Annotated in this window: 22 protein-coding genes and 1 riboswitch; of the genes, 11 read left to right on the top strand and 11 right to left on the bottom strand. The window is 55.4% G+C overall.

Features of this window, described 5'->3' with window-relative positions; translation table 11 throughout:
• Positions 1-15: 15 nt before the first annotated feature.
• The gene (locus tag ACTVJH_RS01145) at positions 16-855 is read right to left on the bottom strand and encodes a glycerophosphodiester phosphodiesterase (protein ID WP_455986609.1); all 840 of its coding nucleotides are present in this window, start codon (positions 853-855) and stop codon (positions 16-18) included.
• Positions 856-1,078: 223 nt separating this feature from the next.
• Between ACTVJH_RS01145 and ACTVJH_RS01140 the strand changes: the two genes are divergently transcribed.
• The 7 genes from ACTVJH_RS01140 (at position 1,079) to ACTVJH_RS01110 (ending at position 9,117) form a co-directional block, all read left to right on the top strand.
• Positions 1,079-2,386: a PAS domain-containing protein gene (locus ACTVJH_RS01140; RefSeq protein ID WP_455986607.1), complete on the top strand. Its 1,308-nt coding sequence runs from the start codon at positions 1,079-1,081 to the stop codon at positions 2,384-2,386.
• Positions 2,387-2,687: 301 nt separating this feature from the next.
• On the top strand, positions 2,688-3,407 hold the full coding sequence (locus tag ACTVJH_RS01135) for a FadR/GntR family transcriptional regulator (protein ID WP_455986605.1): 720 nt from the start codon (positions 2,688-2,690) through the stop codon (positions 3,405-3,407).
• Complete coding sequence (locus ACTVJH_RS01130) at positions 3,404-3,670, top strand: hypothetical protein (RefSeq protein ID WP_455986603.1); 267 nt, start codon at positions 3,404-3,406, stop codon at positions 3,668-3,670. The genes ACTVJH_RS01135 and ACTVJH_RS01130 overlap by 4 nt, the downstream gene beginning before the upstream one ends.
• Before the next feature lie 144 nt (positions 3,671-3,814).
• On the top strand, positions 3,815-5,233 hold the full coding sequence (locus ACTVJH_RS01125; RefSeq protein ID WP_455986601.1) for a hypothetical protein: 1,419 nt from the start codon (positions 3,815-3,817) through the stop codon (positions 5,231-5,233).
• Positions 5,234-5,255: 22 nt separating this feature from the next.
• Positions 5,256-6,413, top strand: coding sequence for an MBL fold metallo-hydrolase (locus tag ACTVJH_RS01120; RefSeq protein WP_455986599.1), 1,158 nt, complete (start codon positions 5,256-5,258; stop codon positions 6,411-6,413).
• 125 nt (positions 6,414-6,538) lie between these two features.
• Positions 6,539-8,359, top strand: a complete 1,821-nt coding sequence (locus ACTVJH_RS01115) for a CobW family GTP-binding protein (protein ID WP_455986597.1) — start codon at positions 6,539-6,541, stop codon at positions 8,357-8,359.
• A 182-nt stretch (positions 8,360-8,541) separates the two neighbouring features.
• Entirely contained in the window at positions 8,542-9,117 is a 576-nt protein-coding gene (locus ACTVJH_RS01110; protein WP_455986595.1) for a flavin reductase family protein, read from the top strand.
• Positions 9,118-9,441: 324 nt separating this feature from the next.
• Here ACTVJH_RS01110 and ACTVJH_RS01105 read toward each other — a convergent pair whose 3' ends face one another.
• Complete coding sequence (locus tag ACTVJH_RS01105; RefSeq protein ID WP_455986593.1) at positions 9,442-10,080, bottom strand: 4Fe-4S binding protein; 639 nt, start codon at positions 10,078-10,080, stop codon at positions 9,442-9,444.
• A 110-nt stretch (positions 10,081-10,190) separates the two neighbouring features.
• Here ACTVJH_RS01105 and ACTVJH_RS01100 point away from each other — a divergent pair, with 110 nt between their 5' ends.
• Positions 10,191-10,295 carry a topoisomerase DNA-binding C4 zinc finger domain-containing protein gene (locus ACTVJH_RS01100; RefSeq protein ID WP_455986591.1) on the top strand — a complete coding sequence of 35 codons (105 nt, stop codon included), beginning with the start codon at positions 10,191-10,193 and terminating at the stop codon, positions 10,293-10,295.
• A 96-nt stretch (positions 10,296-10,391) separates the two neighbouring features.
• Here ACTVJH_RS01100 and ACTVJH_RS01095 read toward each other — a convergent pair whose 3' ends face one another.
• Entirely contained in the window at positions 10,392-12,533 is a 2,142-nt protein-coding gene (locus ACTVJH_RS01095) for a Tex family protein (protein ID WP_455986589.1), read from the bottom strand.
• A 192-nt stretch (positions 12,534-12,725) separates the two neighbouring features.
• On the opposite strand from ACTVJH_RS01095, the gene ACTVJH_RS01090 reads away from it, so the two are divergent.
• A complete protein-coding gene (locus ACTVJH_RS01090) occupies positions 12,726-13,451 on the top strand; it encodes a FadR/GntR family transcriptional regulator (RefSeq protein ID WP_455986587.1) in 726 nt (241 codons plus the stop codon).
• Between the two features lie 88 nt (positions 13,452-13,539).
• Positions 13,540-14,337, top strand: a complete 798-nt coding sequence (locus ACTVJH_RS01085) for a sulfite exporter TauE/SafE family protein (RefSeq protein WP_455986585.1) — start codon at positions 13,540-13,542, stop codon at positions 14,335-14,337.
• A 239-nt stretch (positions 14,338-14,576) separates the two neighbouring features.
• On the opposite strand, the gene ACTVJH_RS01080 is transcribed toward ACTVJH_RS01085, so the two are convergent.
• On the bottom strand, positions 14,577-14,759 hold the full coding sequence (locus tag ACTVJH_RS01080) for a ferredoxin (RefSeq protein WP_455986583.1): 183 nt from the start codon (positions 14,757-14,759) through the stop codon (positions 14,577-14,579).
• A 231-nt stretch (positions 14,760-14,990) separates the two neighbouring features.
• Between ACTVJH_RS01080 and ACTVJH_RS01075 the strand changes: the two genes are divergently transcribed.
• Positions 14,991-15,230: a hypothetical protein gene (locus ACTVJH_RS01075; protein ID WP_455986581.1), complete on the top strand. Its 240-nt coding sequence runs from the start codon at positions 14,991-14,993 to the stop codon at positions 15,228-15,230.
• A gap of 163 nt (positions 15,231-15,393) precedes the next feature.
• Here ACTVJH_RS01075 and ACTVJH_RS01070 read toward each other — a convergent pair whose 3' ends face one another.
• The 7 genes from ACTVJH_RS01070 to qrcB all read right to left on the bottom strand — a co-directional run bounded on the left by ACTVJH_RS01070 (position 15,394) and on the right by qrcB (position 25,952).
• Positions 15,394-16,236: an MBL fold metallo-hydrolase gene (locus ACTVJH_RS01070; protein WP_455986579.1), complete on the bottom strand. Its 843-nt coding sequence runs from the start codon at positions 16,234-16,236 to the stop codon at positions 15,394-15,396.
• Between the two features lie 232 nt (positions 16,237-16,468).
• Positions 16,469-18,328 (bottom strand): anaerobic ribonucleoside-triphosphate reductase, encoded by a 1,860-nt coding sequence (gene nrdD / locus ACTVJH_RS01065; protein WP_455986577.1) that lies wholly within the window; start codon positions 18,326-18,328, stop codon positions 16,469-16,471.
• On the bottom strand, positions 18,321-19,013 hold the full coding sequence (locus tag ACTVJH_RS01060) for an anaerobic ribonucleoside-triphosphate reductase activating protein (RefSeq protein WP_455986575.1): 693 nt from the start codon (positions 19,011-19,013) through the stop codon (positions 18,321-18,323). The genes nrdD and ACTVJH_RS01060 overlap by 8 nt, the downstream gene beginning before the upstream one ends.
• Positions 19,014-19,085: 72 nt before the next feature.
• Entirely contained in the window at positions 19,086-21,143 is a 2,058-nt protein-coding gene (locus ACTVJH_RS01055) for a ribonucleoside triphosphate reductase (protein WP_455986573.1), read from the bottom strand.
• Between the two features lie 202 nt (positions 21,144-21,345).
• A riboswitch (cobalamin riboswitch) is annotated at positions 21,346-21,495 on the bottom strand.
• Positions 21,496-21,875: 380 nt separating this feature from the next.
• A complete protein-coding gene (qrcD, locus tag ACTVJH_RS01050) occupies positions 21,876-23,108 on the bottom strand; it encodes a menaquinone reductase integral membrane subunit QrcD (RefSeq protein WP_455986571.1) in 1,233 nt (410 codons plus the stop codon).
• A gap of 3 nt (positions 23,109-23,111) precedes the next feature.
• Positions 23,112-23,882, bottom strand: coding sequence for a menaquinone reductase iron-sulfur cluster-binding subunit QrcC (qrcC, locus tag ACTVJH_RS01045; protein ID WP_455986570.1), 771 nt, complete (start codon positions 23,880-23,882; stop codon positions 23,112-23,114).
• 18 nt (positions 23,883-23,900) lie between these two features.
• Positions 23,901-25,952 (bottom strand): menaquinone reductase molybdopterin-binding-like subunit QrcB, encoded by a 2,052-nt coding sequence (qrcB, locus tag ACTVJH_RS01040; protein ID WP_455986568.1) that lies wholly within the window; start codon positions 25,950-25,952, stop codon positions 23,901-23,903.
• Positions 25,953-25,966 lie beyond the last annotated feature (14 nt).

Below are 25,966 nucleotides of genomic sequence, written 5' to 3'. Positions count from 1 at the left end.
TGATTCTGGCACCAATCACCGCACCGGCCCGACCAATTGGGGAAAATCCGTGATCAGTCCGCTCACCCCCTGAAGCACCAGTAAACGCATCTCGCGAGGATCGTTGACCGTGTAAACGTTCACATAGATTCCCGCATCCAGGATCCGCCGAAGATCTTCGGGCTTGAGGATCTCCTTGTCAGGATGCCAGGCCTGAACCCCCAATTCCATGAGGGTTTCAAGAATATCTTTGGGCCCCATATTGTCCGCCTCCATCAGGGCGGCCAGGGGCAGGGCGGGCTGAAGCCTTTTGACCTGGCGCAGATAATCGAAACAAAACGAGGAGATGAGCGTCTGTTCCACAAGATCGAATCCCTCGATCATCTCCACGGCCCGTTGCACAACGATGCCATGACCAGGCGTGCCTTCGAGGCCCTTGATCTCGACATTGATCCGAAACCCGTGATCCCGGGTGAACCGAAGCCCCTCTTCAAGGGTTGGCAGGGTGGTTCCCCGGAATGCTTCTGCCTGCACACAAGAGACAGTTCCCGCATCTATCTGCCCGAAGGGATCCTCGGTCGCAAAAAAAGAACCAAAATCAAGGGACCTGAGTTCCTCAAGGGTGAAATCCGCCACACGCCAGGGTTTGCGAAAGGCAAACTCCGTCCGGCTGGCCACGTCGGTCACCCTCCCCAGGGTTGCATCGTGGGTGATGACCAGATGGCCGTCACGGCTCATCTGAACATCCATTTCCCAGGCATAGGCATCCGCTTCCCGAGCCTTTTCTGCAGCAGCCAGTGTGTTTTCAGGGGCCAGGGAACGAGCGCCCCGGTGGGCGATGGCCAAAACCGAACCCTGATACGCATCAAAAAACATGGTCTCTCCGTGAATGGTTTCTTACGAACAATCTCGCATACGCAGGCCCTCCTAATCCCTTGTCCAGGCAAGGGCAAGACACGGTTACGCAATGTTAACGGACATAGATTGACGACATCCCTTCACAGCGGTATTCTTTAAGATAGAGCATGACCTGACAGTGTTAACATATGGATACTTCCGAACATTTCGGATCGTCCCCACCCATGACCCTTTTCTTGTGATGAACGAAAACGACCCGCACAATCTTGTTGCCGGCCTGGCCACGGCTGACATGTCCGTCGAAGACCTCCTGAGCTTTGTCAACGACTTCCCGGCTCTGCTCTGGAGGATCGAGATCGCCAAGTCCCGGATCGAATTTTTGAACAACAACTATATTGTTTCCCAGGGATTGGACGGCAAGTTGCTGCTTAAAAACATCCGCTACCGGCAGGAGGTGGTTCTGTCCGAGGACGAATACCTGATCAACGCATTCATGGAGGCGGTCAAACAGGGCAAGACTGCGGCCACGGTTTTCAGGGTCCGTGCCGAGGATCATCGAACCATCTGGCTCAAGCTGACCGGGGCGACCAATTCGTGGGACCCGCGCTACTATTACGGATTTTTGCTCAACATCAGCGACACGGTGGAGATGATCAAAAGTATCGTGGACAAGGATATCAATCTGCAGCTTCTCGTGGACGATATCGACAACCCGACCCTGCTTCTGGACTTCGAAACCCGCTGCGTGCTGCACGCCAACACGACCGTGTGCGATCTCTTCAGATCAGGCAAGGAGGATCTGGAAAAGCTCACTTTCGACGATCTTTACAGGGAATCCATGCGCACAGCCGTATCGACCATGCTCGATCAGATCCCCCTGGACAGAAGGTGGTCGGGAAAACTCGATTTCTATCAGCATGGAAAACGCAGAATCTTTACCGCAGAGACCATTGTTCGCTATCTGGTCTACGGCAACCGTTCCCTCTTGCGCATTTCCTTTATCAATCCCCAGGTCACGACCCCACCGAAGCCACATCCAACACTTCCCCGGGATAGATCCCTGCGCGATGAACTGGCCCGCTGCCTGGAGCAGCCGCCACGAGACATCGCCACCATTCTGGAGACAGTCCTCTTCTCTCCCCTTGTTGCCGGGCGATTCGACGCAGTCATGTTTTCCGATGTGCATGTCAAAAAAAACAAGGTCTATGTCTATGCGGCCGGCACCCCCTCTCTCGATATCGAAAACGGGGCCAAGTTTGCCTACAAGGGAACCATTGCCGAGGACATCAACCATTTCAGCCTCGACCACCTGACCGTGGATGACACCCAGGAAAGCATCAAGCCCATTGACTGGGCCCTGTTCGTTCCCCAGGGCATCCGGTCCTACTTTGCCCGCCCTTTTCACAGCCGCAAGGCCCTGCGCACCGTTCTCATTCTTTGCTCACGAACCCCGGGAGCCTTCACAGGTTCCACAACCGAAGACTTTGACGATCTCTTCACCCCCCTGAACGAGGCCATCAAGTCCTGGCGAAGGTCCCTGAGAGACTGATTCCGGCCCTAAAACATGCCCGCCATCGTCCTTTCCTCCCCTGCTTTTTCTTCCCGACTTGCGCTTTAGGTTTCGATCCTTGAACCCATGGAGCCAAAGGTCCCCAAATCTTTAACTCCCCTTTCCGTTCCTTCATCAACATGCTAAAAAGTCCATTTTGGTTCTACCAAAAATCAATTTGGATCGACAATTTTATTCAATTGGTACAATTTTATACGTGGCATCGCTTTTTTGTTGCATCAAGATAATATCTACAGATATTGGTTTACCAAAACAGAGAAACAAACATTCAAGGTGATTCGTGGAAAGTCGTGCAGAACTTCTCAAGGAGCTCGAGATAGTGGTTCTCGAAAACAATCTCAAAACCGGGGATCGGTTGCCCGCCGAGCGGAACCTGGCCGACAGAATGCACATCAGTCGCAACACCCTCAGGGGACTTCTTCGATCTCTTGAAGCCCAGGGACTGGTGACCATCAAACCGGGAAGCGGAACCTATCTGCGAACCCGGCTGGCCGGAACCCTCTCCGGACAATCCACGAGCCCCCATCAGGTCGTGGCCGAACAATTGGAGGCCATGTTCATCTTTCTGCCGATCATCGTGAAAAAAGGCATGCAGTCCATCACCCCGGCGCAGATCAAGGAACTCCAGATCTGCAATATCACCCTCAGCCAGGGCATGTACGCCCACAATCACGAACGGGTTTGGGCGGAGATCACCCGTTTCTTCCGGATCATCACCATGGCCACCTCCAATTCCTTCCTGGTCAGACAGGTCGAACAGATGCTGCACATCGACTCCATACTGACCGATCATTTTTTCGATACGGATCGCAGGATCAGGGATGACGTCTTTGCCGGCCATGTAAATATTCTTCAGGCATTGCGCGACAAAAACGAGGCGAACATCATCCGCATCACCCAGGAACATATCCTGAATATCTGCAGAATCATGGAAAACAGAGAAGACTTTTCCGTGTGGAATCGGATCTCTTCGACCCTGTGTCCCAAGGGGCTCTCATGAAAGGACACGATGCCGGCAGACGGGCCTTCTTTCGCACTGGGCTGAAAAAAACACTGCAGGGACTGCACGGAGTGCTCGAGGCATCACTGCCAGACGAAGAACACGAGGCCGCTTCAAATGCCGGACCGAGCATTCTTGCAGATCTTTCGCCGGAACTTCTGGCCATGGAAGCGGATCGGCTGGGACTCGATCCCGAAGACAAGGAATCCATTGCCAGGGCCCTTCAGACACAGATGCAGACTGCAGCAGGGGAAAAGGGGTAGGAGAACAGAGGAAAGAACCAACTGAAAAAAGACGTCGAAAGACTCTTTATACCCATGAAGGATGGACGGGATGTAACGTTTGGCCGCGGCACATCCCGTCCAAGGTAGCCAGACCACAAACCCCAACCCGTTCAAGGAGGATTTATGGAGAGGTATGGCGAAAATTATCTTGAGGAAAGAAAACTTGTCAAGCGATGGGCCGGTCCCGTGCCCGCGCTGGTCAGCCTGTTGCTGACACTGGCGGTTTTCTACGCAACCTGGTGGATCTTTCAGGATCCCAGGGGGCTCATGCGCATGTACACCCCGTATGTCGGCTACATGTATTGCCGATGGTGGCTGATCATGCTCATCTGGATGGTATACATCTTCGGCTACTGGCCGTTCAAACGGCAGTGGCTGAACACAACCCACCCGCTTATCAAGGGAGCGGTACTCACGGCCGTCTCAGTGGTTATCATGGTCGTGCTGATCAAAGGCTTTTTCGAAGGCATTTTAGGCAATTACGGCCTGGCCTATTTCAATCCGGAACAATTGGAAAAACTTGACGGGGTGACCAGTTTCTTTGCCGTGGAGTATGCCTCCCTGGCCATCCTCATGTTCGCGGCCATTGCCTCCTGGCTTTCACCAGCCTGGGTCGTGGCCATGGAAAACGCGCCCTGGCAGGGTCTCAAACAACCGGCCAAGGGATTTTCCATCCTCATTGCAACCTTTTTTCTATCCACCATCGTCTATTTCGTGACCATGCATTCGCATATGGGTATTCTCTACCACCCATGGCAGTATTTCACGTCCATTGCTCCCCCTTACTGGCAGGACTTCGCCAATACCGTGTCCGGGAACTTCCATATCTCCTGGATCATGTGTTGTACCGTGGTCGTCTGGCTGGTGGAAACCATCTGGGAGCGCTACCCCTTCAACCTGATCAAAAGCGACTGGACCCGTCGGCTGACCGCGTTTTTCGGAATCATCGCCATCGCCCTGTGCATGCACTTCTTTTTGTACTTCGCCCAGGAACTGACCTGGGGTGAAGCCATCCGCGGCACCCGTCGGGATTTCGCTCCTGACTGGCGCTGGCTGCACGTCGGCGAGATGGCCATCTTCTTCCTGGTCCCAGCCCTGTTCCTGACCTTCTATTGCAACAACTGGCCGAAAAAATTCAGCATGCCGGTAAACGTATTCATCAGAACGGCCATCTGCCTTGCCGGTTCGGTTGCCCTGTACATCATCTATTACCGGACTTCCCATCTCTTTCTGGGAACCCAGAAGGGATTCTCCCATCCCCAGCAGTTTCCCATGATCCCCATGATCTGGCTGATCAATATCTGGCTGGTTCACCACTGGTTCATGGACAATTGGCCGGGCTGGAAAATGGTCCCAAAAACCGAAACAGAGATCGCGGCCGACCACAAGGCCCATCAGGAACAGATCGATGCGGTCCGGTTTACGCCCCGGTTCGGCGTTGGTCTGGGTACCGGAGTTGTCTGCGGCATTCTGTTCTATTTTGTGACCATCTGGGGCCTTCCGGCTATTTATGAGGTCCTGAACATCATTCCGACCAAATAACCGCAACAATAGAGGAGCAACTATGTCTAACGATATGAAGCGACGCGATTTCCTCAAGGGAGCGGCGACCGGTGTGGGAGTCGGTGTCCTTGGGGTCATGGGATTGTATTCCTATTCCCCCCTGCGCAAGAAGCATTTTGCCAAGACCAAACGTAAACTCCAGGATATCGGGGTCTGCAAATCCGTCAAGGTGACCAATATCTCGGAAACCAGCTGGTTCAACAACGGCGATCTTGTTGGGGACATCAAGGGCGCTGGCGGCCTTCTGGTCAACCAGTATGACTACAACTGGCCTCCCTTTGGAAACGGCAAGGGGCTGGGTAAAGGGAGTTACGAAAAAGGAATCGCCAAGATCAAACACCTTCTGCCCGACCGGGTGGACGAGGCATGGGAAATCGCCCAGGCCAATGCCGTGCATCCGGAAAACGCAGGGGGCTATGCGGCCCTGCTTGAAGTGGAAGAAATGGACGGGAACAAGCGTAAATTTCTTCTGGACACCGGCTGGTCCTATAGCTGGACCCACGAGTGTTTCAAGCGCGAGGGCATCGACAAGATGCTGGCCAACAAGGAAATTGAGGCCTTATTCATCTCCCATGAGCATTTTGACCACTATTGGGGGCTTCCGGTCACCCTGAAATACGATCCGGAGATAACCATCTATATTCCCGAGGGATTTTATCCCGAGGGTCTGCAATACCTCAAGGACGCCGGGCACAAGGGCAAGGTGATCGAGGTCAAAAACGGCCTGCGCAAACACATCCCGGGAATGGCCAGTTACGTCTTCCCGGTACCGATCATCTGCCGGGTTTACGGGGAACAGTCTTTGTACTTCAACGTCAAGGACAAGGGTCTCGTCTCGGTGACCGGATGCTGCCACCAAGGGATCATCCAGTTTGCCGACACCGCGTACAAGGAGATCGCCTACGAGAACGATCAGCTTTACGGGATCTACGGCGGACTGCACATCTCGCCATTTGAGGACTGGGATCCCAAGTACGACGATCTGGTCATCTCCTTGGGAGATTACGGTTTCCAACGCATCGGCTGCAACCATTGCACCGGGGTGCTCTGCGCCAAGAAGTTCATCAACGCCGGGTATCCGGTCATCAAGGGCACGGCCCGCTTCCGTTCCCAGGACAAGGCCTATCTGGGCAACGGAGATACCATCACCTTCGGATAGCCCATCCTCCCTCCCCAGGCCGGGGGCTTTCGAATCTGAAAGCCCCCGGCCGAAAAGGGGATCTCCGAATCCCTGCAACATGCTCTTTCATGCCCGCTTGCTTTCCCCCAGCCAGGAGAGACTGCATGATGGCCAAACTCCATCATCTCATACCACCGAGTGCCTGCAACGACGTTGACCACGGCGCGGCCGAACTGCTGCGCGCTGTGATGGTCCGTTCCAATTTCAATCCGACCACCCGGCACGAGCTCGGGTGGCGCGGTGTCCAGGAAATCGTATCCCCTGATCTTTCCCGCCTGGCCCTGACCGCGAAGATCACCGGCACGCCCGGGGTCTACGGGATCAATCTGGAGAAAAAGGGAGACCTGGGCGCCCTGTTTGCGATCTGCTATTTCCCGGACCCCGAGGAATCCCTGGTGGAATCCTTTTCCGTACAGGCCGGGCTTTTAGCCTTTCAAGACGACTTCCTCGACCGGGTCCGCCGATTTTCCCTGGACCCGGAGATGAAGGAACTCTTCACCATCGGACAGGTACACATCCGGATCGACCCCGCATCCCTCGCCCGGACACTCTGTCTCACCGCCCAGCAGACCATGCGGACCATCGCCCAGGACGGGATAGCCACAAATAAGGGGCCTGATGCGCAATGGATCGTCAAGCCGGGACAGGCCGACCAGGATCTGCCGGGCTTTGAAACCGCCATGCCCTTTTTCAGGGTATTGGCGAGCTCCTTTGCCTTCACCCAAAAAGCACGGCCGGATTTTCTGAACGAACACTCCATGGCCGGGTTCGAAATCATCTATGACCGGGATACAAACGTGGTGGAAAAACCCTTCCGGGATGGCCGGGAGATCCATCTGACACTGGGATTCGACACCAGCGGGACCTCCTTCGTGCAACCGGACACGCAGATCCCCTGCAGGGTGACATGGCATCACCCCGACCCCCTTCCCGAGGAATATGCACACGAACCCTGGTGGGAAGCCGGCGACCGGGACACCTCCGCAACCATTCGCAACAGGGACTCTCGCACCTCAAAACCCCGATTGATCATTCTGACCGGATTTCTGGGCTCGGGAAAAACCAGTTTTTTGGACCGGTTCATCGAAGACCAGACCAATGCCAATTGTTTTGTGGCCGTGGTCCAGAACGAGATCGGAGAAAAGGGACTGGACGGAAAAATTCTCGGCAACAACTACGCGGTCACCGAGATGGACGAGGGATGTGTCTGCTGCACCCTGGCCGGGAATCTCAGGGCGGCGGTCCAGGGCATTCTGGACCGGTTCGATCCGGATTTCATTGTCCTGGAAACCACCGGGCTGGCCAATCCCGCGAACCTGCTCCAGGAAGTGGACGATCTGGAGGACATCCTCGAATTCGGATCGATCACCACGGTGGTGGATGCCGCCGGAGCCCTGACCCAGCTGAACGAGTTCGAGGTGGCCCGGAGTCAGATCCGCCTGGCCGATACCATCCTGCTCAACAAATGCGACCTGATCAACGACGAGGATCTCTCCAGACTCGAATCCCGGATCACCTCGCTCAATCCCACGGCCTGCGTGCACAGGACCACCCACGGAAACATCCGGGCCACCCGACTGTACGGGATCAACCTCCATGAAATGGCCCCCAGGCTGGACACCAGACACCTTCTTCCCGACCTCACGGTGACCCATCTCGCCGACCATATCGGAACCCGGCTGCTGACCTGTTCCGCCCCGTTTTCCACCCAGGCCCTACTGGAGACATTCAAGAGCATCCAGCCCTCCCTGCTGCGGGCCAAAGGGGTCATCGAACTAAAAGACGAGCCCGGCCCGGTCGTCTTTCAATACTCTCCCGGCGTCTACTCCATTGAACCGGCCCCAGAAAATATCGGCCCGGATCGCTTTCTGGTCTTCATCGGCCAGAATATTCAAGATGTGGATCTCTCCTCTCTGGCAACCTGAAGACTCCACCTGCTCCCTTGTTTGCTTTTCTTCATCACCCGCACGGATCGTTATACATACCTGAAACGGTCCGTGCGGGTGATCAATCAGTCACTCTGAGACACCTCAAAATGTTTTTTCCTTGAAAATTCCTCTGGTCCGCAATAGGCTTGATGTTCACATCAAGCCTGAAGGAGAATCGCATGAAAACATCTCTCGGCCCCAAGATACTGGCCCAGCCCACCCCGGTCTGGGTTATCGGCAGTTATGACCAGGACGGCAGACCCAACGCAATGACCGCAGCCTGGTGCGGGGTATGCTGCTCCAATCCCCCCTGCCTGGCTGTATCCATCCAGCCCCAGCGACACAGCTTTGCCGGAATCATGGAACGCAAGGCGTTCACCGTTAATATCGGCTCCTGTGAGCAGGCCGGGATTATCGATTATTTCGGTATGGCTTCGGGAAAAACAGAGGATAAATTTCAAAAGACAGGGATGACCCCTGTCAAGGGAGAGATGGTCGATGCACCCTATATCGATGAATTTCCCTTGATCATTGAATGCGCGGTGGTGGCAGTTCACGATCTCGGAGCACACACCCAGTTCGTGGGCGAAATCAAGGACATCAAGGCCGAACCCGAGGTGATCAATGCCAAGGATGTGCCGGACATTACCCAGGTCAATCCCTTTGTCTTCAATCCGGGAACCAGGGCCTATCATCGGATCGGCGACTTTTTGGGACAGGGATTCAACCTGGGAAAGGGCTTTCTGAAATCCTGACCCTGGGCTGTGAAGCAAATCCATGCCTCGTTTTATAAACGTCAACAGAGTGGATTATGAACCCGTACCTCATTTCCTCCATCCTCGGAGCCCTCAGGGGGCTTAAACGAACCTGCCCGAAATGCGGTCACAGCCAGATCGTACCTGTGGACAAAAAAAATCAACCAGTGCGCTGCGCACATTGTGGAGCGGATATACCGCCCAAAAAAGAAACGTCAGATCAATAACCATCTGAAATTTCAGTTTCAGACAAAAAAAACTGAAGACCCAAGGGCCTTCAGTTTTTTTGTCTGCTCATTGCGAGAACCAGATACGTTTGCATGTTCAGATGACAAACCCGTCTCGTTGCAGCATGCCCTCTCCGATCTTCTCCACGATCGTCCCCACATTCCGGCCATGGGCATAGTTGTCCATGGTGAAGCGCAAGACATTGACCAATACCCCCAAAGCCTCTTTCCGGGAAAAGACACCCGGCAATTCCTGACCCAATCGCGGGCGTCTTCCCAATTTTCCCCCGACAACAACGCGGAATCCGCAGGACAGGGGCACGAGTGCGGACTGTTCGCAGACCCGGATGCACTTGCCGCAGCCAAGACACAGATCCCCGGCGATACGAACCGCGTCCCCGTCAGGTGAAATGGCCTGATCCGGACAACTGCGCACACATTTACCGCATCCGATGCACAATTCGGAAATGACAACCGGATACTCGGCCGCAATGAATCCGATATCCACGATGTGCGGCCGGGAGCACCCATTGGCGCAGGCTGCGATACTCGCCCGAAACCGATGATGATGGCCGATCCTGCCTTTGACATTTTTCCGCAGGAATTCAGGCCAGCCGGAGGTTTCGATGGTCCGGGTCACGTCGTCGGCAAAACCGCGGGAAAGTTCCAGGCCGTTGGGGCAGCCATCGGGTTCGCTGCCGCGACAGGCAATGACGTCATAGGTGGGTTGGGGCATAATGGGTACCTTGGGTTGGGGATGACAGTATTGACCGGGTTGACATTGTTGACGCTGGGGCGTGGATTGAGGCGAGGGACAAGCACAGGCCGCCATCCCCGGATTGCCCCTTGTGCGGCAAGCCTATGCGCCCAAGAACCTCGGCAAGGGGACCTTTCTGGGGATGTTCGGCATACCCCGACTGCAAGGGAAGCCGGCCGATTGACGAGAAATGACCTTGTTGACCTGATTGACCGGGTTGACGACAAGCCCTCCGCCGTCAATCGTGTCAACAAAGTCAATCCGGTCACCCCACAAAACCGTCAACCAGGTCACCCCGCCGCCTTCATCGACAAAGAAATTCTTTTCCTGGCAACATCCACGTCAAGCACCATCACCTCTACCTGTTGCCCCACCTTCACAATCTCTGAGGGGTCCTTCACGTACCGGTCGGCCAGTTGGCTTATGTGCACCAGGCCGTCCTGGTGGACGCCCACGTCCACGAAGGCGCCGAACCGGGTCACGTTGGTGACGATGCCCGGAAGGCGCATGCCCGGCTCCAGATCCTGGATCGTGGCGACATGATCGGCAAAGGCAAAGGGCCTGAAGCCAGCCCGGGGATCGCGGCCGGGCTTTGTAAGCTCGTCCATGATATCCCGCAGAGTGGGCAGTCCCACCATCTCAGAGACATAGTTCTCGATGCGGACCTTTTTCTGCAGGCCGGGATTGTCCATGAGATCTCGGACCGTGCAGCCCAGATCCCCGGCTATTTTTTCCACAATCACATAACTCTCCGGATGCACGGCCGACCCGTCCAGAGGGTGTCTGCCCCCGCGGATACGCAGAAATCCGGCGGCCTGTTCAAAGGCCTTGGGTCCGAGCCTCGCGACCTTCAAAAGCTCTTTGCGGGTCGTGAACGGACCGTGTTCCTCGCGATGAGCCACGATATTTCCCGCCAGGGTGGGGCCGAGACCTGAAACATAGGTCAACAAATCCCTGCTGGCCGTGTTCACCTCCACCCCCACCTGATTGACGCAGGAAACCACCACCTCCTCCAGACTCTTTTTGAGTTCTGCCTGATCCACGTCATGCTGATACTGGCCGACCCCGATGGCCTTGGGATCGATCTTGACCAGTTCGGCCAGAGGGTCCATGAGCCTGCGTCCGATGGACACGGCCCCCCGCACCGTGACGTCATGATGGGGAAATTCCTCCCGGGCAACTTCCGAGGCCGAATAGACCGAGGCCCCGGACTCATTGACCAGAACAACGTCCACATCATCCCCCAGGTGCAGGGAACGGACAAAGGACTCGGTCTCCCGGCCGGCCGTGCCGTTGCCGATGGCCACGGCCTGAATCCGGTATCTGGCGCAGAGAACCCTGACCCGCTCGGCGGCCTGGACCCGCTGCGTTTCCCCAAGGGTGGGAAAGATGGTTTCATAGTGGACGAGCCCACCCTGCTCATCCAGACAGACCAGTTTGGCCCCTGTCCTGAATCCCGGATCGAGCCCCATAACCCGCTTCTGTCCCAGGGGCGGGGCCATGAGAAGTTCCCGGAGATTTTCCGCAAAAACCGAGATGGCCTCACGGTCAGCCCGTTTCTTGAGCTCTCCGCGCAGCTCGGTCTCCATGGAGGGGGCGAGCAGACGTTTGTAGGCATCCCGCCCAGCCGATTCCATCGCTTCGGCCGACGGGGTGCGGTTTTTCACCACATGGGAGACGACCATCTGCATGGCTTGGGCCTCGTCCGGCAGGACATGCACATTGAGGATGGTTTCCCGCTCCCCCCGGAACATGGCCAGCAGCCGATGGCTCGGGGCCTTTGACGCCTTTTCCGACCACTCGAAATAATCCTTGAATTTGATCCCGTCCGTTTCTTTGCCCTTTTTGACCTGGGAGACACACACGGCATGTCCGGCGAAAAAGATACGCATCCGTCCGCGCAATTGTCTGTCCTCGCTGATTTCCTCGGCCAGGATATACCCAGCCCCTTCCAGGGCCTGGGAAATGTCCGCAACCCCCTTTTCAGGGTTCACAAAGGGTCGTGCCAGATCCTCCACATTTCCGGGTTCCTGCCGGGCGAGCAGGACGGCCAGAGGGGCGAGACCCTTTTCGCGAGCCATGGTCGCCTTGGTTCGCCGCTTGGGCCGGTACGGAAGATAGATGTCCTCGAGCACGCTCAGGGTCTCGGCGTGAGCGATCTTTTTCTGCAGCGCATCGGTCAGCAGATCCCGCTCCCTGAGGGAGCCGAGAACGGCTTCCCGTCGCTGATCAAGCTGGGTCAGGCGTTCCAGTCCATCTCTGATCCCGCTGATGGCCACCTCGTCCAGGGACCCGGTCATTTCCTTGCGGTACCGGGCAATGAACGGAACCGTGGCCCCCTGGTCCAGCAATGCGGCGACCTTGGCGATCCGGTCTTTGTCGACGCCCATCTCCCGGGCCAGGATCAAAAATCTCTCTTCCACCTTCACCATCCTTTACCGATCGTGTCTGTTTTCATGGCAGATGCCGCTCTGCCGCCTGCGAGGATCACTGCGCCCGTACGCACAGCGGTGCGACCCATGATCCGCCGCGTCTTTTTCTCCCTGGCCCGGCCGGACGTCAACCAAAAGCCCGGTGAAAAAATCATTGACACCCTCTGTACAAACCCAATATTGGTCCAACCAATGAGCCAAAAAAATACCTGCCCGTGCCCGGAATTCCTGGCCGGCCCACCAAAAAAGCTGCACACCGAGATCATCGAACGGATCAGAGAATTGATCCGGGAGAAGGAACTCGGTCCGGGATCTCGCCTGCCTGCGGAACGCACCCTGGCCCGATCTCTCGGGGTTTCGCGCAATTCCGTGCGCGAGGCCATCAGGCAGCTCGAAGAGGGGGGCATTCTTGAAAGCCGCCGGGGAGCCGGAACCTATGTGGCCACCAACGACACGACCATCCTCGCCCGGGCCCTGACCAGAGAGATGGAACGAAAAATGACCAGGATTCACGAGATCTTTGAAATCCGGGCGCTTCTGGAACCGCAGATCGCCGGACTGGCTGCCGCGAAAATCGCTCCTGATCAGGTCGCACGGTTGCGGGATATTGTTGCCAAACAACAACCAGCCGTGGGAAACATCAAAAAATTCACCGCCCTGGATACCCGTTTCCATGATCTGCTCGTACAGGCGGCGGGCAACGAGGTCCTGGAGCAGGTCATGCGCACCCTGCGCACCATCCTCAGGGAGAGCCGCTGTGCGCCGCTGATGACGACCACGCGCCAGCTGGCGTCCATCAAGGGGCATACCGCCATTGTCGATGCCCTTGAATCCGGAAACGTCCGGGAGACGGTCGCGGCCATGGGCGAACATATCCAGGAGATCGAGTACCCTCACCGATCCGTGACCAGCCCCTAACACTTGTTTAGAGGATGCCGACAAAATTCCGGGCGATCGCCCTGTTTACAGCAACCTTTCAAGCAACGCTTCAACCCAAGGAACTTCCATGCTCACCCCCCTTGTCATGTATCTGCTCACCGGCGCCTTTGCCGGTTTTCTGGCCGGTCTTCTGGGGATCGGAGGCGGGTTGGTCATCGTGCCCATCCTCACCTTCATGTTCGCCAGCCAGGGGCTGCCCCACGAACATATCCTCCATCTGGCCCTGGGTACTTCTTTGGCCAGCATATTGTTCACCTCCCTATCGAGCCTCAGAGCCCACCACAAACGAGGGGCCGTGATCTGGCCCGTAGTCCTGCGAATCACCCCGGGAATCATAGGGGGAACCCTTTTCGGAACCTGGATCGCGGCCCAGCTTTCAACCGGTTTCTTAAAAATCTTTTTTGCCTGTTTCCTGTACTATGTGGGAGCCCAGATGCTTTTGGGCATCAAGCCCAAGCCCAACAGGAACCTCCCGCAAACGGCAGGAATGACCGCTGCAGGCGGAATCATCGGAATCTTTTCCAGTCTGGTGGGTATCGGCGGAGGGACCCTTTCCGTTCCCTTTCTGACCTGGTGCAACATCACCATGCACAAGGCCATCGGCACCTCTGCGGCCATCGGATTCCCCATAGCCATTGCCGGGGCAACCGGATACCTGCTCAACGGGCTTATGGTTGAGGGGCTGCCTGACTCCTGCCTTGGCTTCATCCATCTGACCGCCTTGGGTACCATTGTCCTGGCCAGCGTGGCCATAGCGCCCCTTGGCGCCAGAACAGCGCATAGCCTGCCCGTGCTCAAACTCAAAAAATGCTTTGCCCTGCTCCTTTTTATTTTGGCCACAAGAATGGTCTGGAGCCTGTTTTAGGTCTCCTCGCGATCGGTGAACCGATCTTCCCGGAGCGGATGGATATCGGGTATCTCCAACCCTGTATCCGATTTTTCAATGAAGTCTTCAAAAATCTGCATCGTTTCGTGAGTCAGCTTTCTGCATCACGACCTGTATGTAACGCCATACACTGTTCCCCAGTGTACATGAATCACAAGAGGGTCAAAAACCTTAAGGCTTTTGACCCTCTTTCTTGTACACCTTCATGACACAGATCGTTATTCCTTGGAGATGGCCTCTACCGGACAACTGTCTATGGCTTCATCCACACACTCCAATGTGGAATCGGGATCAATGACCGTCGCCTTTTCGCCCGCATCATCCATTTTGAAAACCTCGGGGCACAGTTCAACACAGGTTTCACAGCCCAGACATTCATCGACATCGATAACAATAGCCATGATAATACCTCCATATATGTTTGATTTCTTCACCCCATATAACGTTCTCGTGTGTTTGGCAATTGCCCGAGAACATTTTCTTTCAGTACCCCGGAGTTGTATAAACCACGCGCCCTCCGACCAGTGGCGCCCTCCAGCGAACCCTTTTTTCTTGATTTTTCAATCAATCGTACATTAGGCATTCCCCTCGACACGTTTCTTTCAACGCTACAATCCACGGAGGAATCAGCCATGGCCTCTTTTCTTGAGATCACGGACCACAGCACCACCTTTCGGATCGCCAAAAACCCCGATGGAACCATCCAGCTCCACTGCCAGGGTACCATTTCCTGTATCGAGACCTTTCCCGACGGGCAGGCACTCGCTGCTTTTTGTCAGGCGCATGGCATCGACCTGAACACGATTTTCAGCAAATTGACGGCGTGGGACAAACCCCTTGCCGCCCAATTTGCCAAGGGAATCTATCGCTAGGCCCTTGCCAGAAATCTTCGGCTGATTATTGATAAATTATGACGAGGGTACTCGTGTTTCCGGCCTGAAGGAAAAACGAACATATAAGAGTTGAAAGAGTCCGCACGTCGGGCTGACACGTTGACAAACGAGTGTTTCTCCCCACCGGATCACGGTACCCTGGTCATTCCAGGGACCACTCCATATCCTGGGCAACGGCAAAACAATTCAGGGAACTACCCTTGTCCGCAAGCATCTTCCGACACGCATCAACAATGCGGTCGATTTCGGCATCGGTTCGTTCCTGATTGTGGTGAAACAGTCCCAGACGCTTCGCACCGGCGTCTTCGGCCAATCGCAAGGCATCCACATATCGGGAATGTCCCCAGGTCCTGGTCAGACGGTACTCTTCACGGGTATACTCGCCATCATGCACGAGAAGGTCCGCATCCCGACAAAAATCAACGAAATCCTCATAGGATGAACCCTGCTCATAGGTTTCGTCCAATTCGTTATCGGTCAAAAAGACAAAGGATCTGCCATTCTCCGTGATCCTGAATCCGAGCCCCTGGTTGGGGTGATTAAGAGGAATCGTCTCGATATGCAGACCGCCCAGCTGAAGTGTGGTTTCCTGGCAAGGGATCACTGCGATTGTCGCGCTGATATCACGGGCAGGTACGGGGAAATGGGGCGGGGCCATGACATGGAAGAGCTTTTCCTGCACGTTCCCCTGGATACCGGGCCATCCGTAAAGGGTTATTTTGGTCGAAGGTTTGTACAAGGGTCTGAAAAAAGGAAATCCCAGAACATGATCCCAGTGAAAATGGGTCATGATCAGGGAATATTCACTGATTCCTTCCTGCATGAGCTGCATGCCCAAACGTCGCATCCCGGTACCGCAATCGATAATCAGACAGCCTCCAGACTGATCTCTGACCTCGATACACGGAGAATCCCCCCCGTAACGTTCAAAATTCTTCCCGGAAACAGGGATGGACCCCCTGGCCCCCCAACACCGAATCAGCATGCGCCCCTCGTCTGCCTGAGATCTGTACTGCCTATCCAGAGCATCCTACCGCCTAGCATGACATGGACACCTACCTGTTTTTTCCATTGGTATCCAGTCCATTTTTTCCCTTTCCGCGTATCCCCAAAAAACATCCGGCCAAGACCTTATGCAGATCGTATGCAGAGCTCTTGAGGCAATGCAATATGCCGGGCGCAAGGCAAAATTGTGCGGCTTGAAATTTTCTTGTTTGTTATGACAGTCTTTCCTGAGCAACCTGCTCATGAACTCGCATGAGACAAATATCCGGGTATTTGGAAACCTTTTCAAAAATAAGGGGGAGATCCGTGGCCGCGGCACGGCCGCACAAATCGATATCAAGCGCTGAACACCCTGGAAAACGGGTTGCAAGTTTCGCCTGATGTTTGATTTCTGCGTCCAGAGAAAGACCATGACCATGGGGTAGATTCACGCCGTTGGTATAGTGGGGGCTGCCATTGTTGGAAAAAGCGATCTCCGCATACAATTCCTCATCGATCCCGGCCAAGCGACGACACGCCGTGTTGTTCACCAGAGTGGTCACGGTATGGGGTGAGTTGGTCTCGCGGGAAAATTGTGTGGATATCGCTCTCAAACGATCAAGGACCTTGAGCATGAGTGCGGTCCCCTCCCGGGTCGCGATGCCCGTCCCAAGAAGATTCATGCACGCCTCGTGACCTCCGACCAGACTCAGCATACTGTAATGGTCCTGCAACCCGTTTTTGAGATAATGACTCGAATAGGGGAACATCCCGCTGTCCATGTAGTCGACAATAAATTTTCTTTTAAACTCCAGGGCCTGTTTCGCGTACTCTGCGTATTCTCCGATCAGGTCAAGAAAATCCGACTCCCGGCCGGCCAGATATGCAAGCTTGGGAAGGTTGAGGGAAACAACGCCGATCGCCCCGGCCAACTCATCGCTCCCATGCTGCAATCCGCCAACAGGGGCAGAGGAGGCCTCTTCCTTGTAGCTTTTCTTTTTCTCTGCATTGCGCATCCGCAGGTAGGGACAACGTCCTCTCCCGGCAAGACGAACAATTCTTTCTCCCAACTCGCTGTTCCAGGAAAAATCGGGATCTAGATCATAGCACAGAACCGGCGATCCAAAAGGTTGATTCAGATAATCCCCCCGGGCAATCACCTCGCAAACGGCCTTGTTAAGCATTTCGGCTTCCGGGATGAATTCTCCGTAGGTTCGGCCCGGACTCTCCTCGGGCACGCCGACACGGTCTTGTTCCAGCCATGCGGGCATTGTCCCGTCAAGTCCGAGTGAACAGATCGGAATCCGTTCACTCCCCCGGGAAAAAGAGTTGAGCGCAAAAATAAAATTACCCATCAAACGAAGGGCCTGGGTATAATCAAGACCATCTCGACGGACAAAGGGGGCCAATATCGTGTCCACATGACAAAAAGACTGGGCCCCGGCCCATTCACCCTGCATGGCCCCCAAAAAAGAAATCATCTGACCAAGGGCTGTATCCAGGTGATCGGCAGGACCATAGGCGGTCACCCCCTTGAAGCCAAACCCTTCGCGAAGCAGAGCCCGCAGGTCCCAATCGGCACAATACCCGGCCATGCCGAAGGAGAGATCGTGGATATGCAGGTAACCGTTTTCATGGGCCATACGGATCTCTTCGGGGTATTGTTCCAGGGCATATCGCTTTTGCACCGATCCGGAAAGATGCCGGGACAGACCTCGAAAAGAGTGGGGCCTGGCCCTGTTCTTTCCGGTAGTTTCACCGTTTTTCACATAGGTATCAATGGTATCCCTGACATCGAGAAATGCCTGATCCTGGCTTCTGATTCCCCGTCTTTTTTCCCGATACAGGATATACTTCCTGGCCACGGAATAGAGCCTGGCCTCCATGAGCACCTGCTCGACCATGTCCTGAACATCCTCTTGTTCGGGAATGGAAACCTCCTTGAGGTGCGCCTCCACACTGGCGGCCAGGCGATTGGCCAGCAAAGGATCCCTGATCCCGCTGGCACTCAGGGACTTGAAGATGGCCCTGGCTATTCGATCCACCGACCAGGTTTCCAGACGCCCATCTCGTTTCTGGATTTTTTCAGGCATGATCATATCCTGGTGAAAAATCATTTTTGGCGATGACATTTGGCATGACCAGGGATTTGTCTTGGGAGCAATCCGTCTCGGGCGGCTCGATGTATTGTTGCAAGATGAGCTCAAACCCTTCGGGTAGATAGGATTGGGTCAGGACAAGATCGCTTTCTGAAAGTCCGGGAACCCGGGTGCAGCGAAAATAAAATCTGTCGGGATGACGCGTTGCCAGGGCAAAGATGGCCTCCAGATTCGCGCGAGCCGCGCCGGGGTCCACTCTGCTCCCGGTCAGGGCCGGATATTTGGCCCATGGCCCCTTGACGTCGACAGCAAAACAATCCACCAGTCCCTGCTCAAGAAACCCACTCACCAAATCGGGTCGCATACCGTTGGAATCGAGCTTTATGGGCAGACCGAGCTGCTTGAGATCCCTGAAGACCGTTTCGATCCCCGAAACGATCGAGGCCTCCCCACCGGTGACAACGATCCCGTCCAGCCAGGTCCGCCTCTTGAGCAGATCGTGCATGGTCTCTTCGTAAGAGAGAGCCGGCAGGCTGTGGGGGTGCCATGCAATAGCCCCATTGTGACACGTTGGGCAGCGCAGATTGCACCCCCCGAAAAAAAGTACCGAGCAGACATGTTCCGGCCAGTCGCACAGACTGACCGGAGTGATCCCCCGCAACCATTCCCAACCGTTCATGCCCCATCTCCTTGTTGCAACATCTCCCTATGCCATCCGGTGTCCCGAAACATTCCGGGACACCGCTACCCATCAAGCGATCTTGTAGGTCACCCGATCCCGGTATTCCGCGGCCTTGCCCTTGTTGAACTTGGTCACGGGCCGATAAAAACCGGTCACCCGGGTATAGACCTCGCAGTCCCTGCCGCATTCGGGACAGGAGAAATGTTCTCCGGAGATATACCCATGCTCCTGACAGATGCTGAAGGTCGGGGTGATGGAAACATACGGGATCTTTGTCTTGCTCATGGCCCGAACAATCAGTTTTTTCAGTGCCTCGAGATCCCTGACGTTTTCCCCAAGATAACAGTGAAAAACCGTCCCTCCGGTGTACAGGGTCTGCAGGCAGTTCTGATGCTCCAGGGCCTCGAAGACATCCGGGGTCGCATCCACCGGCAGATTGGTGCTGTTGGTGTAATAGGGATCCTCTCCTCCGGAAACAATGATCCGATCCCCATAGGTACTCCGGTCGATCTTGGCCAGTCGATAGCAGGTTCCCTCGGCAGGGGTGGCTTCAAGATTGTACAGATTGCCGGTTTCTTCCTGAAAATGGGTCATCAGATCACGCAGATGATCCAGAGCCCGCTCCATGAGTTCCCTGCCTTGGACGGTCTCGATTCCTTTCCCGATCAGATTCAGACAGGCCTCATGGCCACCGACCAGTCCAATGGTTGAAAAATGGTTCTTGAATCCCTGTTTCAGATACCGCTGGGTAAAGGGGTAGAATCCACGGTCCAGAAATGATGAAATGGTCTTGCGCTTGAGCTCCAGGGCCTCTCTCGCCAACTCGGCGTGTTCCGTGATCAGATCCAGAAATTCCTCCTCGCTCCGCGACAAAAAGGCATACTTGGGCAGGTTCAGGGTGACCACACCAATGGAGCCGGTCATGTCCCCGGAACCGAACAGACCACCAGTCTTCTTGCGCAGCTCGCGCAGGTCCATCTGCAGCCGGCAGCACATGGACCTGACGTCCTCGGGGGAGAGGTCTGAATTGATGAAATTCTGGAAATAGGGGGCTCCGTACTTGGCGGTGACCTGAAGAAGCAGCGCACCGACTTCGCTCTCCCAGGGAAAATCCGGAGTCACGTTATAGGTGGGTATGGGATAGGAAAAGATTTTTCCGTAGGAATCCCCTTCGAGCATGACCTCCAAAAAGGCCTTGTTAAAAAGATCCTGACCCTTCTGGAACTCTTTATACGTCTTACTCTCATGATATTTGCCGCCGATGACCACAGGCTCCTCGGCCATGGATTTGGGACAATGCAGGTCCATGGTGAAATTGGTGAACGGACTCTGTCCCCCCCAGCGAGAGGTGGTGTTCAGATTGAAGATGAACTTCTGCATCTCCTGCTTGACCTGCTCGTAGGAAAGTCCGTCCAGTTCGATGTACGGAGCGAGCAGGGTGTCGATATTGTTGAAGGCCTGGGCCCCGGCCCATTCGTTTTGAAGCGTACCCAGGAAATTGACCATCTGCATGAGGGCGGAATCAAGATGTTTGGGCGGCTTGCTGGAACAAAATCCCGGGGCGTTGAACCCTTCGAGCAACAGATCCTTGAGACTCCACCCGGCGCAATACCCGGCCAGGCCAAAGGAAAGATCATGGATGTGGAAATAGCCATTGCGGTGGGCCTGGCGAATGTGCTCGGGAAAGGCCTCCAGGGCATACCGGGCCTGGACCGACCCCGAGGTGTGCAGGATAAGCCCCTGGAATGAATGGCTGACATTGGAATTTTCCTTGGACCGCCAGTCGAATTCCTGGACATACCCGTCAATGGTATCACGCACGAAATCCGCCTCAGCCTCCCTGGCCCGCCTGCGACTGTCCCGATACAGGATGTACGCCTTGACCACCCGGGGGAGGTTCTGCTGGACCAGAACCTGCTCGACCCGGTCCTGGACATCCTCGATATGGGGGCAATCATCTCCCTCGAGCAATTGCTCCACCCTCTTGGTCAATCGTTTGGCCAAAAGGATGTCATTGATTTTCTGGGACTGGAGGGCCTTGTGAATGGCGGTTTGAATCTTGGCTGCATTCCATTCTGCAATGGATCCGTCACGTTTGATGATATGCTTGGTATGAATTCCTGGCACGATGATTCCTCTTGAAGGGTTGTTCCACAACCACCCGGAACACGACACGCAAAAAGACACTGATTTCCGACAATTCAAGGAAGTACAGGCGTGCCTCGGCACAATCGAAGACGGGTGATCTGGAAAGAATGGTTCAGGGAAGGGGGTCTCCCTGATCGACACATGATTGGATTTCTCGAGCCGGGTTCCGGATGCGGAACCGGTCATGGAGATGCTTCAAGCCGGGCGTCTGACTCGCACCAGCCGTCCTCGGTCATCAGAGGGGCTAGAGCTCACAGTGGCGGAACCGTTCCGGAATTTCACCGGATTGCCGACAAAGCCCTGCCGGGCGGCCTGAAGAAGTGGTGACAAAGTCTGATTTTTTATCTTCGTGATCAGGTTTTGGCAATGATAAAATTGGTATTTGAGAACCCAAACGTTCAACTGCCTGAATCGGGTCGATCGGTTGGAGGAACCAATCATCAAAACCACACCGTGTGGTCCCAAGCGATGCCATCAACAGTTTTCCACAACCAACCAACAGGTTTCCTCTGGATAACGCGATATATCGACCTATATCCTCTTCCTGCCGCCTGGCCTCTGCGTCCGAACACACAGGATCTTTCTTTGTCTATGAATCGCTGGGCCTATTTTTCATCTGCACCACGATGTCAGGGCCCGGGTCCGTTTCAAACCAACAAGGCCGCCAAATGGCGGCCTTGTTGGTGATACAGAGAGTCCCGAAGAAAAGATCTAGGAGTTGAGCTGCTTTTCCTTGGGAAAGATAGGCAGATACCTGTAGGACAGACTCAGGAGCAGCGCTCCATAGGCCAGGATCATGAGGGTAGTGGACCATTCCGCCCAGTTGGGGAAATAGACCTGCCAGTCATCAAAGGGCATCACCGGGTGGGCCATGGTCTGGACGGTCTGGACAAAACGATTGATCACAATGCCCGTGCAATTGAGCAGAGCGGCCAGATACATCAGACCATGGATCTTACGGATGCCCGGAACCACGAGCATGATTGCCGGAACCACACCGCAGACGAAAAGCTCGGACCACAAGAGCCATTGCCCGTAGGCGGAACCGAAGAACATCTCCTCAAAGGTCAGTCCGGCCTTGGGCAGCACTCCAGTGGCCCAGGCCCAGGTGTCCAGAATCTTCCAGAAGATATAGAAGGACAGCAACAGCCCTGAGATTTTGGCCATGAGTTCCTTGGTCGCGTCATCCACCAGTCTCTTGCCGGACATGAGTTCCACGAGCTTGTTCACCAGCAGGGTGAAGGAAGGACCCGAGGCGATGGCCGAGGCGATGAACAGGAAAAATGTCCAGGGCCAGATGAAGAATCCTTCGCGAAAGGCATAGGGACGTCCGAAAAGCACGCCGTACATCCCGCCCAGGGAACCCTGGTGGAAGAAGGACAAAAAGGTGCCGATGCCGGCAAAGAGCGGCATGTACACATGGAAGTTATGAGCCAGATGGTGCAGGAACCTGTTTTTGTTCAGGACCCGGTTTTCCAGGATCAGGGGAACGTACTCGATGATCAGTACGGTACAATAACAGGTGATGCAGAAGATAACTTCCGTGAGCATGGAATGGACGTTGGGATGCCAGTATCCGAACCAGGCCCGAAGCGGCTGCCCGATATCCAGGACCAGGATCATCATCGCGCCGGAATAGCACAAAAAGCCGACGATGACCGTCAGGTTGATAATGTTCTTGAGCTGGTCGATGCGCAGGATATAGCGCAAAAAGCCGGTAAAAAAGGCTCCCGCGCCCAAGGCAATGACCGCCAGGTCAAAGGTGATCCACAAACCGAATCCAAAATAATTGTCCAGCCCGGTCGTACCGAGTCCCTGAGAGAGGATGACAAAGGCACCGTACAGTCCCCATCCAAGGAAGATCCCGACAAATGCCAACCAGAGCAGAAACTTGCCAACTGAACACCGTTGTACCCCTTCGGGTATCAAAGCTTCATCAATCATTGCCTACGCTCCCTTGGTCTTTTCGGTTTTGAGGTAGTTGTCACCCTGACGGCGGACCCACTCCCTTTTGGAATAGTAGTAGACCTGCGGGTCGGTGCCCAAGCGTTCCAGGAGTCTGAAGGCGTACTTTTTTTCATGGGACATCTTGTAGACCGTGTGCTCGGGATTGTTCAGATCGCCGAAATGCATGGCTCCGTTAGGGCAGGCTGCGACACACGCCGGGATGAAATCGTTTTCCTCGAGATGGAGAGGATCACGACCCTCCGCCCTGGCACGCTCCTTGGCCTCGGCATACTTGTGGTGACAAAAGGTACACTTCTCAGCCACACCCCGGGGACGAACAGAAACGTTCGGGGTCAGGGTCTTTTCCATTCCCTCCGGCCAGATGGGATCAAACCAGTTAAAATACCGGGCGTGGTAGGGGCAGGCTGCCATGCAGTATCGGCAACCGATACAGCGCGGATAGATCTGGCTGACAATACCGCCTTCCTCATTCTTGTCGACGGCCGTGACCGGGCAGACTGTCAGACATGAGGGGTTGCCGCACTGCATGCACGGACGGGGCAGATAGGCCACGTCATGATCGGGATAGGGTTTTTCATTGGTCAATTCGTACACAAGCATCCAGGAAAGCGTGCGCAGCTTGTTGGATGAATCAGTGGTTGGGGCGATGTTGTTCTCGGCCTCGCAGGAAACCATACAGGCTCCACAGCCCGTACACTTGTCCAGGTCAATGACCATGCCCCAGCGGATTTTCGATTTACTATGCTCCATTATGGACTACCTCTCTCCTTAGGCCCTGGTGATTTGTACCTGGGGATTACCGAACACGGACATACCGATCCCGGGTTCAGGCTTTATTTCCATCAGCTTGTACACATTGTCGCCCTTGTTCTCGGCAAACTCATCCCAGGCCGTATGGCCGAATCCGAGGGGCATGGCAACGACGCCGGGCATGAGCGATTCGGACAGGGAAACAACGGCCTTGCAGGAACCCGATCCACTGCTGACCGTCACGGTCTGTCCATTCTGGACGCCGATTTGGCCCGCTGTAGCGCTGTTCATCTGAACGCAAAGGACATTCTTCTTGAGCTCCGTGTCCCTGATAGTGAGAACGCCAAAAGGCGTTGTGGGCATACCTGCGGTCCCCAGATGCAACCTGGCCAGCGGAGTGAGCACGAGGTCTTTGGCATCCCGCGGGATACCCAGAGCCCGGAATCCCTCATTCCACAAGGTCAGGCCATAGTTGCTCATGGACGTTTCAGCCACCCATGCGGTGCCTCCGGAAAGAGCGCGCCAGTTGGCACCCAGGGCAGCGGCCTTGGCCTTGGCAGCATCCTTGAAGGATTTCACGCCCAGATCGATATCCACAGCCTTGGCCAGATCACACAGCATATCGGCAGCCGGCCGGGTATCGAAAACGGGTTCGATAATGGGAGAAGAAACCGTATAGTTTGCCTGGCCAGACCCATAGGGGGTGTAGACATCATCCAGGGTCTCGAGAAAATAGGAGGCAGGCAGTACAAGATCGGACAAGGCGGCTGTCTCATCCATAAAGCTCGTCACGGTGACCACGAAACCGCTCTTTTCCAGTGCCTGTACAGCCATATCAGGTTGCGGAAGCGAGTAGGCAGGATTGGCATCCACGACCAGGGTCACCTTGGCAGCCTTGGCATTGCCCTTGGCTACCGACTGCACATAGCCGGCGAGATCGCGGGAAAGCAGTTCGTCCCGGGCCGGGGCACTGGCAACGACCTGGGGGGCAAAGGGGATATCCTTGACCCCGCCTCTGACGTTGACTCTGCCAAGAATCATGTTCAGAGCCAATCCGGCTGCCACGCCCAGGGCATTGGTGCCCTGACCCATTGCTGAACCGGTGAGAACCAAAGGACGTCTGGCCCGCATGAGGTCTTTTGCCAAACGCTCCATGGTTTCCTCGGAGACGCCCGTGGCCTTGGCAATGCGGGAAGGAGAATTGGTGTTGGTTACAAAGTCCTTGAATGCTGCGTAGCCGGGCATACCCATGCCCATGCCCGCCTTGAGCAGATAGGCTGCCACGCCCAGGGCGACAAGCGGCTCCTGGCCGGGCCTGCAGGCAATCCAGGTCTTGGCTGGAATGGCGGTTCCCGGTTTCTGAGCCGCGCCGACATAGGTGAACACGGCATCGTTCTCGGCCATGGCCTTGCCGTTGCGGACAACGGTTCCCCAGGATTCGTTGATGTCTCCGCCCAGGCTGACTACGAAATCGGCATTTTCCAGATCGTAGCCAGGGGTTCCCTGGCCGCCGAGCATCTTCCAGGCCTTGACAGCCGGACCGGTTTCACCGGGCATGAGAAAACACTTGTCCGAACCCAGAGCGGCCAGCAGGCCGGACAGAATCTCCGTGGTCGTTCCTGTCTCATCACCGGTGATGGCACAAATATCACTGCCGGCGCTCTTGACCGTGTGGGCCAGGAGTTTTTCGGCTTCATCCCAGGAAATTTGTTCAAATCCGTTTCCGGATTTCTTCATCGGAGCCTGAACCCGTGAAGGGCTATACAGCATCTGCACGCTGGCTGCGCCCATGGGATCGATACCCCCCTTGCTCAGGGGATGATCCGGATTGCCTCTGGCGGTAAAGGGCCGTCCTGCAGCCGTTTCTACCAGAATGCCATAGGCATCGGCACCGAATTTACAGGCAACGGGCTTGTTCACCCGCTCACCATACTGCAATTTGGGGATCCACGGCCAGTTCTGGCTCCAAATGGAAACGTCATCCAAAAGTTTCCATACCACAGGGGTGCAGAGAATCCCGCCTGTGCCGCCAGCCAAAAACGCTATAAAACTTCTGCGATCAAGTCCCATAGTTCACTATCCTT

It is taken from the genome of Desulfoplanes sp. PS50 (assembly GCF_053851535.1).
Note: the sequence above shows the minus strand (reverse complement) of the source record. Positions and strands in the feature narration are given on the sequence as shown.

Bases quoted from the DNA above. Each gene is read 5' to 3' on its own strand.
- ACTVJH_RS01145 (WP_455986609.1), bottom strand. From the start codon at position 855: ATGTTTTTTGATGCGTATCAGGGTTCGGTTTTGGCCATCGCCCACCGG.
- ACTVJH_RS01140 (WP_455986607.1), top strand. From the start codon at position 1,079: ATGAACGAAAACGACCCGCACAATCTTGTTGCCGGCCTGGCCACGGCT.
- ACTVJH_RS01130 (WP_455986603.1), top strand. From the start codon at position 3,404: ATGAAAGGACACGATGCCGGCAGACGGGCCTTCTTTCGCACTGGGCTG.
- ACTVJH_RS01125 (WP_455986601.1), top strand. From the start codon at position 3,815: ATGGAGAGGTATGGCGAAAATTATCTTGAGGAAAGAAAACTTGTCAAG.
- ACTVJH_RS01120 (WP_455986599.1), top strand. From the start codon at position 5,256: ATGTCTAACGATATGAAGCGACGCGATTTCCTCAAGGGAGCGGCGACC.
- ACTVJH_RS01115 (WP_455986597.1), top strand. From the start codon at position 6,539: ATGATGGCCAAACTCCATCATCTCATACCACCGAGTGCCTGCAACGAC.
- ACTVJH_RS01110 (WP_455986595.1), top strand. From the start codon at position 8,542: ATGAAAACATCTCTCGGCCCCAAGATACTGGCCCAGCCCACCCCGGTC.
- ACTVJH_RS01105 (WP_455986593.1), bottom strand. From the start codon at position 10,080: ATGCCCCAACCCACCTATGACGTCATTGCCTGTCGCGGCAGCGAACCC.
- ACTVJH_RS01095 (WP_455986589.1), bottom strand. From the start codon at position 12,533: ATGGTGAAGGTGGAAGAGAGATTTTTGATCCTGGCCCGGGAGATGGGC.
- ACTVJH_RS01090 (WP_455986587.1), top strand. From the start codon at position 12,726: ATGAGCCAAAAAAATACCTGCCCGTGCCCGGAATTCCTGGCCGGCCCA.
- ACTVJH_RS01085 (WP_455986585.1), top strand. From the start codon at position 13,540: ATGCTCACCCCCCTTGTCATGTATCTGCTCACCGGCGCCTTTGCCGGT.
- ACTVJH_RS01080 (WP_455986583.1), bottom strand. From the start codon at position 14,759: ATGGCTATTGTTATCGATGTCGATGAATGTCTGGGCTGTGAAACCTGT.
- ACTVJH_RS01075 (WP_455986581.1), top strand. From the start codon at position 14,991: ATGGCCTCTTTTCTTGAGATCACGGACCACAGCACCACCTTTCGGATC.
- ACTVJH_RS01070 (WP_455986579.1), bottom strand. From the start codon at position 16,236: ATGCTGATTCGGTGTTGGGGGGCCAGGGGGTCCATCCCTGTTTCCGGG.
- nrdD (WP_455986577.1), bottom strand. From the start codon at position 18,328: ATGCCTGAAAAAATCCAGAAACGAGATGGGCGTCTGGAAACCTGGTCG.
- ACTVJH_RS01060 (WP_455986575.1), bottom strand. From the start codon at position 19,013: ATGAACGGTTGGGAATGGTTGCGGGGGATCACTCCGGTCAGTCTGTGC.
- qrcD (WP_455986571.1), bottom strand. From the start codon at position 23,108: ATGATTGATGAAGCTTTGATACCCGAAGGGGTACAACGGTGTTCAGTT.
- qrcC (WP_455986570.1), bottom strand. From the start codon at position 23,882: ATGGAGCATAGTAAATCGAAAATCCGCTGGGGCATGGTCATTGACCTG.
- qrcB (WP_455986568.1), bottom strand. From the start codon at position 25,952: ATGGGACTTGATCGCAGAAGTTTTATAGCGTTTTTGGCTGGCGGCACA.